This window comes from Rhodoplanes sp. (assembly GCF_013377085.1).
GTDB lineage: Bacteria > Pseudomonadota > Alphaproteobacteria > Rhizobiales > Xanthobacteraceae > Rhodoplanes.
In genome coordinates this window covers 1-14,692 of the sequence record NZ_JACAAX010000072.1, presented here as the reverse complement: position 1 = coordinate 14,692, position 14,692 = coordinate 1, and the positions used below count along the sequence as shown (strand labels likewise).

Here is a 14,692-nt window from a genome sequence, read left to right as displayed (position 1 = left end):
GCCTTGGGCTTGGCGGCCTTTTCCTTTTGGGCCGCACCCTTCGCGGCCACCGCCTTGCGGGGCGCCGCCGCCTTGCGGGCCGGCTTCTCGGGCACGGCCTTGGCGCCGAGATCGGCCGCATAGGCCTCCTCGATCTCGGCGAGCGCCTCGGCCTCGGTATACTCGGTCTCCAGCGAGAAGATCTGTGCCAGCCGCCGGGTGATGTCGGCGAGCACCTGGCCCCACGGGGCCGGATCCTTGAAGGCGTGGCGGGCCGTGACGAACAGCTCGTCGTCGATCAGCCCGGCGCGGAGGATCTCGACGCCGCCATTGGCGAGCGCGTCGTCGGCGATCGGCAGCGCGTGATAGATGTTGTCGTCGTCGGTGCGCGCCATGGCTGTCACCGATAGGCGACGGCGCGGGCGGCCTCGACCACCTCGTCGACCGTTGGCAGCGCCAGCTTCTCGAGATTGGCGGCATAGGGCATCGGAACGTCCTTGCCGGAGACCCGCGCCACTGGCGCGTCGAGCCAGTCGAAAGCGTTCTCCATGATGCGGGCGGCGATCTCGGCGCCGACGCCGGACTGCGGCCAAGACTCCTCGACGACGACGCAGCGCCCGGTCTTCTTCACCGAGGCGACCACCGTCTCGGTGTCCATCGGCCGCAGCGTCCGCAGGTCGATCACCTCGGCCTCGATCCCCTGGCCCGCCAGTGCCTCGGCAGCCTTCAGGGCGTAGCTCATGCCCATCGACCAGGCGACCAGCGTCACGTCGGCGCCCTGCCGCGCAATGCGCGCCTTGCCGATCGGCACCAGATAGTCGTCGACCTTCGGCACCGGGAACGACTGGCCGTAGAGGATCTCGTTTTCCAGGAAGATCACCGGGTTGGGATTGCGGATCGCCGACTTCAGCAGCCCCTTGGCGTCGGCCGCCGTGTAGGGCGCGACCACGGTCAGGCCCGGAACGTGGGAGTACCAGGCCGAGTAGTCCTGGCTGTGCTGGGCGCCGACACGCGCGGCCGGCCCGTTCGGCCCGCGGAACACGATCGGGCAGCCCATCTGGCCGCCCGACATGTAGAGCGTCTTGGCCGCTGAGTTGATGATGTGGTCGATCGCCTGCATGGCGAAGTTGAACGTCATGAACTCGACGATCGGCTTGAGGCCGGCGAGCGCGGCGCCGACCCCGAGGCCGGCGAAGCCGTGCTCGGTGATCGGCGTGTCGACCACGCGGGCGGCGCCGAACTCCTGCAGCAGCCCCTGCGTGACCTTGTAGGCGCCCTGGTACTCGGCGACCTCCTCGCCCATGACGAAGATGTCCGGGTCGCGGCGCATCTCCTCGGCCATGGCGTCGCGCAGCGCCTCGCGCACCGTCATGGTGACGTGCTCGACGTCCGCATGCTCGTCCTCGTCGGCGAACTCCGGAACGGACGGCTTGGCCGGAACCGGCGGAGTTGCGACGGCAGCCGGCAGCGCCGACTGGGCGGCCTTCGACGGCTGGGCCGGGCTCGCGGCGGCGTTGGCGTCCTCGCCGTCCGCGACGATCACGGCGATCGGCGTGTTGACGGCGACGTCGGCGGTGCCGGCCGGAACCAGGATCTTGCCGAGCGTCCCTTCGTCGACCGCCTCGACCTCCATGGTCGCCTTGTCGGTCTCGATCTCGGCGATCACGTCGCCCGCCTTCACCTTGTCGCCCTCCTGCTTGATCCACTTGGAGAGGTTGCCCTTCTCCATGGTGGGCGAGAGAGCCGGCATCAGGACCTGGGTTGGCATGGGGGTTCGACCCTCGTTGTCCGCTGGCGCGCCGCGATCAGCGCAGGATGTCGGTGTAGAGCTCGGACGCGTCCGGCTCCGGATCGTAGGTCGCGAACTCCGCGGCCTCGTTGACGATCTTGCGCACGTCGGCGTCCATCTTCTTCAGCGCGTCCTCGTCGACCCAGCCGTTGGCCAGGATGCGGGCGCGCGACTGCTCGATCGGGTCGCTCTCGATGCGGACCTTCTCGACCTCCTCGCGGGTGCGGTACTTGGCCGGGTCCGACATCGAGTGGCCGCGGTAGCGGTAGGTCTTCATCTCGAGGATGTAGGGCCCCTCGCCGCTGCGGCAGTAGCTCAGCACGCGGTCGCCTGCCGCCTTGACGGCGCGCACGTCCATGCCGTCGACCAGCTCGCCCGGGATATTGAACGAGGCGCCGCGCTTGGACAGGTCGGGCTGCGCCGTCGCCCGCGCCACCGACGTGCCCATGGCGTAGCGGTTGTTCTCGATGATGTAGATCACCGGGAGCTTCCACAGCGAGGCCATGTTGAAGCTCTCGTAGACCTGCCCCTGGTTGGCGGCCCCGTCGCCGAAATAGGTCAGGCAGACATTGTCGGTCTTGCGGTAGCGGTTGGCGAAGGCGAACCCGGTGCCGAGCGACACCTGCGCACCGACGATGCCGTGGCCGCCGAAGAAGTTCTTCTCGCGGCTGAACATGTGCATCGAGCCGCCCTTGCCCTTGGAGTAGCCGCCGCGCCGGCCGGTCAGCTCGGCCATCACGCCGCGCGGATCCATGCCGCAGGCGAGCATGTGGCCGTGGTCGCGGTAGCCGGTGACGACCTGGTCCCCCTCCTTGGAGGCGAGCTGCATACCGACCACCACGGCCTCCTGGCCGATATAGAGGTGGCAGAAGCCGCCGATCAGCCCCATGCCGTAGAGCTGGCCCGCCTTCTCCTCGAAGCGGCGGATCAGCAGCATGTCGCGGAACGCCTTGAGGTCCACCTCGCGGCCGAGCTCCTGCACCGGACCAGCGTCGATCGGCAGGATGGACGGCCGTACGGCGGCCGGCGCAGGCGTTTCGGCGACTTTTTTCTGGGAAGCCATCGTGACCTCGGGGTGTGGCGACGAACGATCAACCCCATAGCCCAATTCCGGGCGCTACGAAAGGATGGTCGGGGGGTCTCGACCAATCAGAATTATTCATACGTGGCTGAGGCTTGCAGGCGGCCGGGAACGCTACCCGAACGGGCTTGCGCCGGATCAGCGCGGCCGGACGATCATGACGAGGTCGTGGCGGTCGACATAGTTGAGCAGCGCCCGCGCTCGCTCGTCGAGCAGGTCGGGATCGAGCTTCTCGGATTTCAGCAGTGCGACCCGCCGCTGCCAGACCTCGCGCTCCGCCTTGGCCGCGGAGAGCTCGGCCGTCATCTCGGCGATCTGGACGTCGAGATCCTTGCGGGCATTGATGCCGCGGCTGCCCGTGTAGGCATTGATGCCAAAATAGCCGATCATCAGCGATGCCAGCACATACAGGCACAGCGCAGTGACGATCGATCTTATACGCGGACGCGACACCATAATGGCCCCATAGGGCCCTGGTCGCGTTAAAATGCGGTTTAGATTGCTGCTCGGTTGCTGCAGAGCCGCAGCGTGGTACCGGCGCCGGGCGCCGGTACCACGTACCGAGGTCTCAGGCCAGGGCCTTCAGCGCGGCGCGGCCGGCATAGAGCGCCTGGGAGCCGAGCTCCTCCTCGATGCGGAGAAGCTGGTTGTACTTGGCGATCCGGTCCGAGCGGGCGAGCGAGCCGGTCTTGATCTGCCCGCAGTTGGTGGCGACCGCCAGATCCGCGATGGTCGAGTCCTCGGTCTCGCCCGAGCGATGCGACATCACCGCCGTGTAGCCGGCCTTGTGGGCCATCTCGACCGCGGCGAGCGTCTCGGTGAGCGAGCCGATCTGGTTGACCTTGACCAGGATCGAGTTGCCGATGCCCTTCTTGATGCCCTCGGACAGGCGGGCGACGTTGGTGACGAACAGGTCGTCGCCGACCAGTTGCACCTTCGACCCGATCGCCTGGGTCAGCGCCTTCCAGCCCTCCCAGTCGTCCTCCGCCATGCCGTCCTCGATGGTGACGATCGGATAGCGCGAGACGAGCTCGGCGAGGTACTTCACCTGCTCGTCGCGAGAGCGCTTTTTGCCTTCGCCTTCATAATGATAGGTGCCGTCCTTGAAGAATTCGGTGGAGGCGCAGTCGAGCCCGATATAGACATCCTGGCCGGCCTTGTAGCCGGCCTTCTCGATCGCGTTGACGACGAACTCGAGCGCCGCGTCGGCTGACGGCAGGTTTGGCGCGAAGCCGCCCTCGTCGCCCACATTGGTGTTGTGGCCGGCCGCCTTGAGGCCGGCCTTTAGGATATGGAAGATCTCGGCGCCGGTGCGCAGGGCCTCGGCGAAGCTCGCCGCGCCGACCGGCATGATCATGAATTCCTGGAAGTCGATCGGGTTGTCGGCATGCACGCCGCCGTTGACAATGTTCATCATCGGCACCGGCAGCAGGCGGGCCGAGGTGCCGCCGACATAGCGGTAGAGCGGCAGGCCCTTGGCCGTCGCGGCCGCCTTGGCTACCGCCAGCGAGACGCCGAGAATCGCATTGGCGCCGAGGCGCGCCTTGTTGGGCGTGCCGTCGAGCTTGATCATCGTGTCGTCGATGAGCACCTGCTCCTCGGCGTCGAACCCGCTGATCGCGTCGTAGATCTCGCCGTTGACGGCCTCGACCGCCTTGGTGACGCCCTTGCCGGAGTAGCGCGACTTGTCGCCGTCGCGCAGCTCCACGGCCTCATGAGCGCCCGTCGAGGCGCCGGACGGCACGGCGGCGCGGCCCTTCGAGCCGTCGTCGAGCACAACATCGACCTCGACGGTCGGGTTTCCGCGGCTGTCGAGAATCTCACGGCCGATTATGTCCACGATGGCGGTCATCAAGGGCTCCGCATTGCAAAATGGAGGGGTGTTGTTGTCTTAACAGGCCGCGCCCGACCGGCCAAGCGCCTGTTACTCATTACCGCACCATTGCCGGCGTCGGCGACAGGAGAATGTCATGCCGCGATCCCCCCATCCCGTTCAGCTCGGCCGACCGACGCCCGTGCCCGCCTCGCCGGCCGAGGCGTCGCTGGACCTGGTGAAGAATCCGCACCCCGACACGACTTATGTGGCGCGCTTCACGTTCCCCGAGTTCACCTCGCTGTGCCCGGTGACGGGCCAGCCGGACTTCGCGACGCTGGTCATCGACTACGTGCCGAAGGCGCTCCTGGTCGAATCGAAGTCGCTGAAGCTCTACCTCAACAGCTTCCGCAACCACGGCAGCTTCCACGAGGACTGCACCGTGGCGATCGGTAAAAGGCTGGTGAAGGAGCTGAAGCCGCGCTGGCTCAGGGTCGGCGGCTACTTCTATCCGCGCGGCGGCATGCCGATCGACGTGTTCTTCCAGGCCGGCAAGCTGCCGGCCGGCGTCTGGGTGCCCGACCAGGGCGTGCCGACCTACCGGGGCCGCGGCTGACCGAGGCCGCGTCGGCTTCAGCTCGCTGCCGACGCGTGCGCCATGCCGCGGCTGGTCGATCCGAAGCCGCCGCGTGCGGCGCCGTCCGGAAGGCCTGTTCGGCTCGGGCCGAACGCCTGGGCGCCGGTCGAGACCAGATTGGTGGCGGTCGCGGAGCCGCCCCGCATCCCGCTCGGATAGAGCCAGGCCGGCCCCCACACATGCGCGGTGGTCCACGAGGAGGATGACGGGCAGCTTTGGCTGCCGTCCGGCCGGATCGTGCAGGTCGGGCGCGAGGCCGCGGATCCGACCGGCACGGCAGCCGCGACTTGAGCGGCGGCCGGTCCGGCCGCAACGGCTGCGGCTGGCGGCGTCGCCGGCTTGGTCCAGGCCAGGAAGGCGCTGCCGGCCGCAAAGCTCGCGGCGAAGCTCGCGGTGCCCATCAGGGCGAGCGTCACGGTATTCGACCGTTTCATCGTGCGGTCCCGCAGTCCTGCCCGGCGCCGACATCCTGTGCCGCCGGCCGCAGATCCGCGGATTGAACCAGAGAGCCCGGAAAATCCGGTTAGGCCTTTTCAGACAATTGTCCGGACCCGACCACAGATCCCGGGATGGTCCGGGCCGCGAGCGCGGCGGGAAGCCGTCTCACGGCGTCGCCCGGGTCGGTGGCCCGCATGACGCCGCCCATGACGGCGACACCCGCCACGCCCGCCGCCAGAATCTCCGGAACCGACTCGACCGTAATGCCGCCGATCGCCAGCACGGGGACGCGCGCCGCCCGGACCATCGCCGCAAGACCGGCCCCTTCCAGCGCCGGCCCGTAGCCGGGCTTGCTGGCCGTCGCGAAGGCCGGTCCCGCCAGCGCATAGTCGACCGCCGCCGGGTCGAGCCGCGCCGCCTCGGCCGGTGTGTGGACCGAGACGCCGATCAGCGCCGCCTCCCCCAGCCGCGCGCGCGCCGTCTGCGGGTCGCTCCCGGCCGGCAGGTGGACGCCGGCGAGCGCGGCAGCCTTCGCCACCTCCGGGTCGCCGTGCAGGAGAAGACGCGCCCCGTGTCGTTCGGCAACATGCAAGAGTTGTTTTGCCAGAGCCGCTTGCTCGGCCTTGCTGAGATCTTTCTCACGGATGCTGGCCCATCTCGCCCCGGCCGCGAAGGCCGCGTCGAGACTATCCGCGAGCGGCCGCGCCGCCTGTCGCCGATCGGTGACGACCAACAGGGGCGGATCGGGCAGCCGTGCCCTCACGTCCCGACCAGGCCGAGCTGCGGGCTCGACGGCTCGGCGTAACGTTTTCGCGGGATGCGACCGGCGCGGGCCGCCAGCCGTCCGGCCGCGACGCCGGCCCGCATGGCGGCGGCCATGCGGATCGGATCGTTCGCCTTCGACACCGCGGTGTTGAGCAGCACGGCGGCGCAGCCGAGCTCCATCGCGAGCGCCGCCTCCGAGGCCGTGCCGATGCCGGCGTCGAGCACGACCGGCACGCTCGAGCGGGCGCAGATCGTCTCGATCATCACCGGATTGCAGATGCCGAGGCCGGAGCCGATCGGCGCCCCCAACGGCATCACGGCGGCGGCCCCCGCATCGGCAAGCTTGCGGCAGGTGACCGGATCGTCGTTGCAATAGGGCAGCACCGTGAAGCCGCTCGCCACGAGCTGCTCGGTGGCGCGAAGGAGTTCCTCGACGTCCGGATAGAGAAGCTCGCGGTCGCCGATCACCTCGAGCTTGATCCAGTCGGTGCCGAGCGCCTCGCGCGCCAGCTCGGCGGTCAGGACCGCGTCGCGCGCCGTCTGGCACCCCGCCGTGTTCGGCAGGAGATGCGCCTTGTCGCCGATCAGATCGACCAGGCTCTCCTCCTCGCCGGCCAGGCTGATGCGGCGGATCGCGGCCGTCACCATCTCGGCGCCGCTCGCCGCGAGCGCATCGAGCATCACCTGGCGATTGGGATAGCCGGCCGTGCCGAGGAACAGCCGCGACGAAAATGTCCGTCCGGCGATCACCAGCGGGTCGGCGTGGGTCTTGGGGTCGGTCTGGGTATTCGGGTCGGTCATGTCAGCCTCCAGGTCGGGCGCGGACGATTTCCACCGCGTCGCCGGGTGCAATCGGCGTGTCGGCCCAGGCGGTGCGCGGCACCACCCGGCCGTTGAGAGCGACCGCGATGCCGCGGCCGCCCGTGTCGATGTCATGAGCGATCAGCAGCGCCGCGACGGTTTCGGGGCCGTGCGGCTCGGGACTGCCGTTGACCGTGATGCCGCCGGGCTCTTCGGCCGCGACGCCAGTGTTCGTCATGGACGGCTCCCGTTGCTCGGGCTCAGGCGGCCGCCGCTTTTGCGGCGAAGCGCGCCATGCCGAACGGCGCGATCGCCGGATCGGTCCCCTCGCCGGCCGCGAGCCTTGCCACGGCGTCGGCCGTGACGGGCGCCAACAGGATGCCGTTGCGGTGATGGCCGGTGGCGTAGATCAGGCCGTCCACGGCCGAGGGCCCGAGGATCGGCGCGTCGTCGCGGCTGCCCGGGCGATGGCCCACCGTCGTCTCGACGATCGCCAGCTCCTCGATCCCGGGCAGCACGCGCCATGCCGCCTCGAGCAGCGCCAGCACGCCGCCGGCCGTGATCGCGGTATCGAAGCCTTTCTCCTCGACGGTGGCGCCGACCAGCAGCCGGCCGTCGGCGCGCGGCACCAAGTAGCAGCCGGGTGCCCAGACGACATGGTTCAGCAGCGGCGCCGCCGCATCCATTTGCAGCGTCACCACCTGGCCCTTGATCGGTCGCACCGGCGGACGCGCCTCGGCCGAAAGGCCCTCGATGCCGCGCGACCAGGCGCCGGCCGCCAGCACGATGGTCTTTGCGGGCACAAGCGTGCTGTCGGAAAGCCGGACGCCAATCGCGCGGCCGTTCTCCGTGACGATCGCAGCGACCGCCACATGGGGCCGCAGCAATACCCCTGCCCGCTCGGCCGCAGCAGTGAGCGCCGCCACCAGAGCGCGGCTGTCGACCTGGTGGTCGTCCGGGCTGAGCACGGCGCCGGCGAGGCCCGCCGCCAGATGCGGCTCGCGCCGCTGCACCTCGGCGGGCGACAGCCAGTCGAGCGGAAGTCCGAGGCCCTGCTGGAAGGCGAGTTGGTGGGTGAGCCGCGCCCGATCGTCGGCCGTCAGCGCCACCACCAGGGTCCCCTCGCGGCGCAGCCCGAGGTCGATGCCGGTAGTCTGCTGGAGCTCGGCGGCAAAGCCCGGCCACAGCGCCTGGGCGTGGCGGCCGAGCCGGACCAGCGCCTCCTCGCCGGGCTCGGCCTCGGCGCAGGCGGCCAGCATGCCGGCCGCGACCCGGCTCGCCCCGGCCCCGACCGGGCCGCGGTCGAGCACCGTCACGGCGATCCCGCGCTGCGCCAGCCGCCAGGCGATGCCGAGGCCGCAGACCCCGGCCCCGATGATGACCACGTCGGGTGACGGCCCGACCTCCGCGGTTGCGGACTCGAAATACGGACGTGACTCTGCTGCCATCGGCGGCTCCCTTCGCTGGCATGACCCAGACAGGTTCAGTGGGTTTGATCTCAGCCGCGCAGCCGCGCGGCACCCCAGGCCGTGATTCGATCATGGACGATCCGGGCAGCCGCCGCAAGCCCGGGCTAGCCCACCCCTTAGGCGCCGGGCGCAGGCATGCGATCCGGGTTCTCCGGGCGGCGCAGCTTGGCGGCGCACATCAGGCCGACACCGAGCAGCGCGACGGCGCCGATCGCACCCGTGACGCCGACTCCGAGATGGTCGAAGCCGTAGCGGTAGAACACCGGCCCCAGCGCCTGGCCGACGAAGAACGCGCAGCCGTGCAACGCCATCGCGGTGCCGCGTGCCGCCGGCGCGAGCTCGGTCACGTAGACCTGAATGACGCCATGCAGCGAGTAGAAGCCGAGCCCGAGCACCGTGAACGCCGCAAACTCGAAAGGCCAGGCGAGCCCCAGCGCCACGGTCGACAGTCCGCCCGCCATCAGCAGGCCGCCGCCGATCATCATGCCGCGCTCGCCGAGCCGGCCGAGCAGCACCGAGATGAAGCCCGAATACAAGAACCCGCCGACCGCGAAGCCGGCGATCACCACGCCGGCGATCGCGGCCCGTCCCTCGCCGCGTGCCGCCAGCAGCACGGCGATGAAGGGGAAGATGCCGTACAGGAAGGCGCCCTCGAGGAACACGGCCGAGAAGCAGATCTTCGCGAGCGGGTTCTTGAAGATCGCGCGGTAGCCCCCGACGACGGTCGCCATCTCGAAGCGGGTTCGGCGGTCGAGCCCCGGGCCGCGCAGGCCGACCATCGTGGCCACGAAGGCGACCACGGCAAGCCCCGCCACTAGGGCGAACACGCCGCGCCAGCCGACCGTGTCGGCGATCACGCCGGCGAGCGGCGAGCCGAGCACGTTGCCCAGCATGGCGGCGGCGAGCAGCCGCCCGAACGCCACCTGCCGGCGGTGCACCGGCACGAGATCGCCGCCGATGGCGAGCGCGATCGGAAAGATGCCGCCCGACACCATGCCGACCAGCACGCGCGAGACCAGCAGCACCGTGTAGTCGGGCGCGAAAGCGCCGAGGAAGCCGGCCACCGCGCTCAGCGCCAGGCACACCTTGAGCACCAGGGTCTTGCCGAGCGTGTCGCCGAGGCTGCCGAGGAACGGCTGCGCCAGCGCATAGGGCAGCGCGTAAGCCGTGGAGAGCAGCGCGACAGTGCGCACGTCCATGTCGAAGCTGGCGGCGATCTGCGGGATCACCGGATCGACCGAGCGCATGAACAGGCTGGTGGCGAACAGCGACAGCGCCGCGATCGCCAGCACGCGCGTCGTATCCGGCGGGGTGGCGGCGGCGGCCGACCCGTCGCGCGGCTCGGGCGGTGACGCTTCACCCATGCGGGGACGGCTCGGCGGCGCGAGGCGGGAAAACCATGGGCCGGATCAGTACAGCACGCCGCCGCGTCGGCAAAGCGCGCAGGCCCCGTCCCCGCCGCCTTCCGCGCAGCCCCGCCGTGTCGTCACGGCAGGATCGCGTGCGGCACGAACCGCGAGGTGTTCTTGGTGATCGGCGAGGCGTCCTCGCGGATCGACAGGCCACAGGCCTCGCCGTTGACGATCCAGGATCCGAGCACCGGATAGCCGCCCTCGGTGCGCGGCAGCACGGCGACGGCCTGGCGCACGAAGCCCTCGGCCCCGTAAGGGCCGCTGTCGGAGTCCAGCACCTCGCCGCCCACCACCATGGCGACATTGGCGCCCTCGCGCGAGTAGAGGGGCTTTCGCACGTAGGATTCGCCGAGCCTCGCCGCCTCGGGATCCTCCTCGAACCAGGCCGGCAGCAGGTTCGGATGGCGCGGAAACATCGACCACAAGAGCGGCAGGATCCCCTTGCTGGACAGGATCGCCTTCCAGGGCGGCTCGATCCACCGGGTCGAGGCGCCCGGCAGATAGCGCCCGAACTTTTCGCGGAACATCCACTCCCAAGGGTAGAGCTTGAAGGCGAGCGCGATCGGCCGGTTCTGCTCGTCGACGAAGTCGCCGTTCGGCTTGCGGCCGATGCGCTCCATGTCGATCATCGTGGTGGCGAGGCCGGCCTGGCGGGCCGTGTCCTCGAGGTAGGAGAGCGTGCCGGCGTCCTCCGGGCTTTCCAGCGCGCCGGCGAGATGCAGGGGACGGCCCTGCGCCACCGCGGCCCAGCCGGCGATCAGCTTCTCGTGCACCGAGTTGAACTGGTCGCTGCCGGCCGGCACGATCTGGCGGGCGATCGCCTCCTCCAGCCACATCCACTGGAACACGCCGGTCTCGTACAGCGCCGTCGGCGTGTCGGCATTGTATTCGAGCAGCTTGGCCGGCCCGGTGCCGTCGTAGCAGAGGTCGAAGCGGCCGTAGAGCGAGGGGTCGCCGCGCTTCCAGCTCGCCGCCAGAAACGTCCAGTAGCCTTCCGGGATCTGCAGCAGCCGCAGGATGCGCTCGTCGTCGACCGCGCGGGCCACCAGCTCGCGGCACATGCGGTCGATCTCCAGGGTCGGCGCCTCGATGTCGCGCTCGATCTGCTCGAGCGAGAAGCCGTAATAGGCGCGCTCGTCCCAGTAGGGCTCGCCCCCGATGGTGTGGAACTCGAAGCCGACCTTGCGGGCGGTCTCGCGCCAGTCGTCGCGTTCCGGGCAGGCGATGCGCTGCATCTCAGCCTCCCGACGAGAAGCCGTGCGCCGACGAGCCGAAGCCGCCGTGGACGACACCGCTGCCGCCCGACGTCGCGGCGGCATGGGTCGTCGACGATGTGGTTCCGCCCGAGGACGTGTGGCTGGTCGAGGTGTCGCCCGATCCGCCCGAGAAGAACCACGACCGGCCACTCGATCCGGAGGACGAGCCCGACGAGCCGCGCGGCGCGCAAGCCTGCGGCGTCTCGCCGGGACGGACCGGCGCATGCAATCCCGCCTCGTCGCTGCCCGGCGTGCAGTCGCGGCCCGGCATCAGCGCATAGCCGCCACCGCCGACGCCGACCGCCGCCATCAGCACGAGACCGACCTGGGTCGACCGTTTCATGGCGCGCCTCAATACGACATCGCGGCGGCGTTCAGCGCGCCGGCCGCCAGCGAGGCGAGGCCGAGCCAGATCGCCGCGGCAATCTCGCCATTGGCGATGCGGCCCGAAAGGTCGTGCACCGGAATCCGCACCAGGAAATAGACGCCGATCTGGACGACCAGCGCGATGACGGCCCACACGGCGCAGTCGAGCAGATAGGAGGCGTGGGCGATGGCGCTCGCCAGCGGCAGCGCGAAGCCGACGAGCGACAGGCCGAGCGAGATGGCGGCGCCCGGGACGTTCCTGGCGATCAGGGTGAACTCGTCGTGCGCCGTCACCCGCGTGTAGACCAGGAGATAGACGACGACGGCGACGATCGCGGTGCAGAGATAGAGCAGAAACGCCGGCAGCCCGGCCAGCGATTGCATCAGCATGCGCCTCTCCCCCGCTTCTCCCCAGGTCTTCCTAGGTTGCGACGGCGGCGCAGCGGGTTCAATCGATCGCCTTGGCTAGGCGGTCGAAGGCGACCAACCGGCGCAGCAGCGCCTCGAGCTCCGCCAACGGCACCATGTTGGGGCCGTCCGAAGGCGCCCGGTCCGGGTTTTCGTGGGTCTCGATGAACACGCCGGCCACCCCGACCGCGACGGCGGCGCGGGCCAGCACCGGCACGAACGCGCGATCCCCGCCGGAAGACGTCCCCTGCCCGCCCGGCTGCTGCACCGAATGGGTGGCGTCGAAGATCACGGGCGCGCCGGTGCGGGCCAGGATCGGCAGCGCCCGCATGTCCGAGACCAGCGTGTTGTAGCCGAACGAGACGCCGCGCTCGGTGACCAGCACGTCGGCATTGCCGGCCCCCGTGATCTTTCCGACCACATTGGCCATGTCCCAGGGAGCCAGAAACTGGCCCTTCTTGACGTTGACGACCCGCCCGGTCTTCGCGGCGACGACCAGGAGGTCGGTCTGCCGGCACAGGAAGGCGGGGATCTGCAAGATATCCACCACCTCGGCGACCGGCGCGCATTGCGCCGCGTCGTGCACGTCGGTGAGCACGGGCAGGCCGAGCGTTTCCCGAATCTCGGCGAACACCGGCAGCGCCGCCGCGAGCCCGACACCGCGCGCGCTCGAAAAACTGGTGCGGTTCGCCTTGTCGAACGAGGTCTTGTAGACGAGCCCGATGCCGACCCGTTGGGCGATCTCCTTCACGGCCGCGGCCGTCTCCAGCGCGTGCGCCCGGCTCTCCATCTGGCATGGCCCGGCGATGAGGGCGAGCGGCAGCGCATTGCCGAAGCTCACGGAGCCGACCGTGACGACGGGGTTCGGGGAGGTGGCGCGATCGTGGGTCACTGTCGGTCCGTCCTGCTGTCGGCCGCCATGAGGACGAAACCGGGCGCCCGGTCAAGCCGGCGCGGCCGGGCGGCGGGTCCGCTTTCGGCGGACGGCCGGATCATGGCGTGCAGTCCCTGACGGGGTTGCCGGTCGGCGGCCGCGACAACCGGACGGCGATCCGGCGGGCATCCTGTTCCGGCAGCGTCGCCAGGAAGGCGTCGGCCGCGGCGCCGTGGCCGTGCCGCTGCATGGTCTTCGACGCGACGACCACCTCGTCCCCGCGGAACGACTTGCCCCGGTTGCGCTCGATCAGGGCTTCAACGGTCGGAACGAGGCCGGCCGCCCACGGCTGGTCGGCCGCGCACACGCCGACGGCCGCGGCCAGGCGCACGGTATCGGATTTCGCGTTCAGCCGCCGCGCCAGCAGATCGGAGCCGTCGGCGTCGAGACGGCCGACGATCTCCAGCAGCGGCGCGAGGTGCCACTGATCGGACATGCCGGCGACCGCCAGCACCCGCTCCCCGTACGGCTTCACGCTGTCGATCGGCGCGCGCACCACGATCCAGGCGAGATGCGAATGATCGTGGCCTTTCGACTCGTCGACCGGGATCGCGAGCTTGTCGAGGATGTCGCCGATCACCGGCGCTGCCACGTCCGGATGCCGCTCCAGCGCCAGATAGATGCGGAAGTGATCGACGATGCGCTTGCTCGCCAGGAGCCGCTGCAGCAGCGCCACGTCCTCGGGCGACAGCGCACCCCGCAGCGTGTCGAGATGGGCGTTGATCACGGCCATCAGCTCGGGACCGAGCGGCGCGTCGCCGCCGCTCGAGAGGATGCGGTCGATGGTCTGCCGCGCCGGCTCGGGCGGGTCCGGGTCCGGCATGGTCACGCGCAGGCCCGTCGCGGCGCGCAGCACCGCGGCCGCGCTGGTCGCGCCGAACACCCGCTCGCGGCGCTCCCAGCCGGGCCGCAGCTCGAGACCGTAGGAGTTCGGATAGCCGACGACCAGCGGCACCGTCAGGACGCCGGTGCGCAGCTCGGTCGCCCGCGCCACCAGCCGCCAGCCGGGGCCCTCCAGCGCCTCGATCTCCCAGCGCGTCAGCGTTCCGGCGGTGTGGAGCCACGGCACGCTCGACAGCCAGCCGTTGCGCTCCTCACGGACGACCAGCCGGACCCCGGGCGTCCATGCGCCGTCGATGGCCGCGACGATGCAGCGCCCGCGTGTCGCGGCCGCCTGCGTCACCGGCAGCGCCGTCTTGGCCTCCGCGAAGGCCGGCGGACACGCCGGGCGTTCCGCGTAGGAATAGACGATCGACTGCACGACCCTCTGCCCGCCCGCATCGACGGCGCGGATCCGCACCGCATCGACCTCGCGGCCGAGCAGAAGCGCCTGGCAGATCTCGTCGCAGGGCGCGCGCCGCAGCGGCTCGTCCGGCCCACCCTGGAATGACGCTCGCATATCGATCTCGATCGCCCGCGGCGGCACGGCGAGCCGGCCGGAGACGTCGCCGGCCGACACCCCCGCGGCGTCGTGCCGGGCGAGCCGGTCCGCCAAAAAGCCCGGCAGCAGCGCCGTGGCGGCGAGCGCCGCGACGGCGCTGCTG

General features: G+C 70.4%; 17 protein-coding genes and 1 riboswitch. Of the genes, 1 reads left to right on the top strand and 16 read right to left on the bottom strand.

Annotated features, from left to right (window positions below; all coding sequences use genetic code 11):
• From HXX10_RS28270 to eno, 5 genes are all read right to left on the bottom strand, one after another.
• On the bottom strand, positions 1 to 374 hold a 374-nt coding region (locus HXX10_RS28270; RefSeq protein WP_296526743.1), incomplete at its 3' end, for a DUF5076 domain-containing protein.
• Positions 375 to 379: 5 nt separating this feature from the next.
• Positions 380 to 1,747 carry a pyruvate dehydrogenase complex E1 component subunit beta gene (locus tag HXX10_RS28265; RefSeq protein WP_296526742.1) on the bottom strand — a complete coding sequence of 456 codons (1,368 nt, stop codon included), beginning with the start codon at positions 1,745 to 1,747 and terminating at the stop codon, positions 380 to 382.
• A 37-nt stretch (positions 1,748 to 1,784) separates the two neighbouring features.
• Positions 1,785 to 2,774, bottom strand: coding sequence for a pyruvate dehydrogenase (acetyl-transferring) E1 component subunit alpha (gene pdhA / locus HXX10_RS28260; RefSeq protein ID WP_367142044.1), 990 nt, complete (start codon positions 2,772 to 2,774; stop codon positions 1,785 to 1,787).
• Between the two features lie 213 nt (positions 2,775 to 2,987).
• Positions 2,988 to 3,305, bottom strand: coding sequence for a septum formation initiator family protein (locus HXX10_RS28255; protein ID WP_296526739.1), 318 nt, complete (start codon positions 3,303 to 3,305; stop codon positions 2,988 to 2,990).
• A gap of 112 nt (positions 3,306 to 3,417) precedes the next feature.
• On the bottom strand, positions 3,418 to 4,701 hold the full coding sequence (eno, locus tag HXX10_RS28250) for a phosphopyruvate hydratase (RefSeq protein ID WP_296526737.1): 1,284 nt from the start codon (positions 4,699 to 4,701) through the stop codon (positions 3,418 to 3,420).
• 118 nt (positions 4,702 to 4,819) lie between these two features.
• On the opposite strand from eno, the gene queF reads away from it, so the two are divergent.
• Positions 4,820 to 5,278 carry a preQ(1) synthase gene (gene queF, locus HXX10_RS28245; protein WP_296526735.1) on the top strand — a complete coding sequence of 153 codons (459 nt, stop codon included), beginning with the start codon at positions 4,820 to 4,822 and terminating at the stop codon, positions 5,276 to 5,278.
• Between the two features lie 17 nt (positions 5,279 to 5,295).
• Here the strand turns inward: queF and HXX10_RS28240 are convergent, their stop codons facing one another.
• The 11 genes from HXX10_RS28240 to HXX10_RS28190 form a co-directional block, all read right to left on the bottom strand.
• Positions 5,296 to 5,733, bottom strand: a complete 438-nt coding sequence (locus tag HXX10_RS28240) for a hypothetical protein (protein ID WP_296526733.1) — start codon at positions 5,731 to 5,733, stop codon at positions 5,296 to 5,298.
• A gap of 89 nt (positions 5,734 to 5,822) precedes the next feature.
• Complete coding sequence (locus HXX10_RS28235; RefSeq protein WP_296526731.1) at positions 5,823 to 6,500, bottom strand: thiamine phosphate synthase; 678 nt, start codon at positions 6,498 to 6,500, stop codon at positions 5,823 to 5,825.
• Positions 6,497 to 7,303, bottom strand: a complete 807-nt coding sequence (locus HXX10_RS28230; RefSeq protein WP_296526729.1) for a thiazole synthase — start codon at positions 7,301 to 7,303, stop codon at positions 6,497 to 6,499. The genes HXX10_RS28235 and HXX10_RS28230 overlap by 4 nt, the downstream gene beginning before the upstream one ends.
• Position 7,304: 1 nt before the next feature.
• Positions 7,305 to 7,541 (bottom strand): sulfur carrier protein ThiS, encoded by a 237-nt coding sequence (gene thiS / locus HXX10_RS28225; protein ID WP_296526727.1) that lies wholly within the window; start codon positions 7,539 to 7,541, stop codon positions 7,305 to 7,307.
• Between the two features lie 22 nt (positions 7,542 to 7,563).
• Entirely contained in the window at positions 7,564 to 8,751 is a 1,188-nt protein-coding gene (gene thiO, locus HXX10_RS28220) for a glycine oxidase ThiO (protein WP_296526725.1), read from the bottom strand.
• A riboswitch (TPP riboswitch) is annotated at positions 8,742 to 8,838 on the bottom strand. (Overlaps the previous gene by 10 nt.)
• 50 nt (positions 8,839 to 8,888) lie before the next feature.
• Entirely contained in the window at positions 8,889 to 10,136 is a 1,248-nt protein-coding gene (locus HXX10_RS28215) for an MFS transporter (protein ID WP_296526723.1), read from the bottom strand.
• Positions 10,137 to 10,258: 122 nt separating this feature from the next.
• Positions 10,259 to 11,419: a glutathionylspermidine synthase family protein gene (locus HXX10_RS28210; RefSeq protein ID WP_296526722.1), complete on the bottom strand. Its 1,161-nt coding sequence runs from the start codon at positions 11,417 to 11,419 to the stop codon at positions 10,259 to 10,261.
• A 1-nt stretch (position 11,420) separates the two neighbouring features.
• Complete coding sequence (locus HXX10_RS28205; protein ID WP_296526721.1) at positions 11,421 to 11,783, bottom strand: hypothetical protein; 363 nt, start codon at positions 11,781 to 11,783, stop codon at positions 11,421 to 11,423.
• A gap of 8 nt (positions 11,784 to 11,791) precedes the next feature.
• A complete protein-coding gene (locus HXX10_RS28200) occupies positions 11,792 to 12,196 on the bottom strand; it encodes a DUF350 domain-containing protein (protein WP_296526720.1) in 405 nt (134 codons plus the stop codon).
• Between the two features lie 58 nt (positions 12,197 to 12,254).
• A complete protein-coding gene (kdsA, locus tag HXX10_RS28195; protein ID WP_296526718.1) occupies positions 12,255 to 13,106 on the bottom strand; it encodes a 3-deoxy-8-phosphooctulonate synthase in 852 nt (283 codons plus the stop codon).
• 100 nt (positions 13,107 to 13,206) lie between these two features.
• Positions 13,207 to 14,692 (bottom strand): hypothetical protein (locus HXX10_RS28190; RefSeq protein ID WP_296526716.1); only part of this gene is annotated, 1,486 nt, incomplete at its 5' end.

What these genes read in the sequence shown, in the direction of transcription:
- HXX10_RS28255 (WP_296526739.1), bottom strand. Translation starts at nt 3,305, where the DNA reads ATGGTGTCGCGTCCGCGTATAAGATCGATCGTCACTGCGCTGTGCCTG.
- HXX10_RS28265 (WP_296526742.1), bottom strand. Translation starts at nt 1,747, where the DNA reads ATGCCAACCCAGGTCCTGATGCCGGCTCTCTCGCCCACCATGGAGAAG.
- HXX10_RS28210 (WP_296526722.1), bottom strand. Translation starts at nt 11,419, where the DNA reads ATGCAGCGCATCGCCTGCCCGGAACGCGACGACTGGCGCGAGACCGCC.
- HXX10_RS28205 (WP_296526721.1), bottom strand. Translation starts at nt 11,783, where the DNA reads ATGAAACGGTCGACCCAGGTCGGTCTCGTGCTGATGGCGGCGGTCGGC.
- HXX10_RS28215 (WP_296526723.1), bottom strand. Translation starts at nt 10,136, where the DNA reads ATGGGTGAAGCGTCACCGCCCGAGCCGCGCGACGGGTCGGCCGCCGCC.
- queF (WP_296526735.1), top strand. Translation starts at nt 4,820, where the DNA reads ATGCCGCGATCCCCCCATCCCGTTCAGCTCGGCCGACCGACGCCCGTG.
- thiO (WP_296526725.1), bottom strand. Translation starts at nt 8,751, where the DNA reads ATGGCAGCAGAGTCACGTCCGTATTTCGAGTCCGCAACCGCGGAGGTC.
- HXX10_RS28240 (WP_296526733.1), bottom strand. Translation starts at nt 5,733, where the DNA reads ATGAAACGGTCGAATACCGTGACGCTCGCCCTGATGGGCACCGCGAGC.
- HXX10_RS28230 (WP_296526729.1), bottom strand. Translation starts at nt 7,303, where the DNA reads ATGACCGACCCGAATACCCAGACCGACCCCAAGACCCACGCCGACCCG.
- thiS (WP_296526727.1), bottom strand. Translation starts at nt 7,541, where the DNA reads ATGACGAACACTGGCGTCGCGGCCGAAGAGCCCGGCGGCATCACGGTC.
- eno (WP_296526737.1), bottom strand. Translation starts at nt 4,701, where the DNA reads ATGACCGCCATCGTGGACATAATCGGCCGTGAGATTCTCGACAGCCGC.
- HXX10_RS28200 (WP_296526720.1), bottom strand. Translation starts at nt 12,196, where the DNA reads ATGCTGATGCAATCGCTGGCCGGGCTGCCGGCGTTTCTGCTCTATCTC.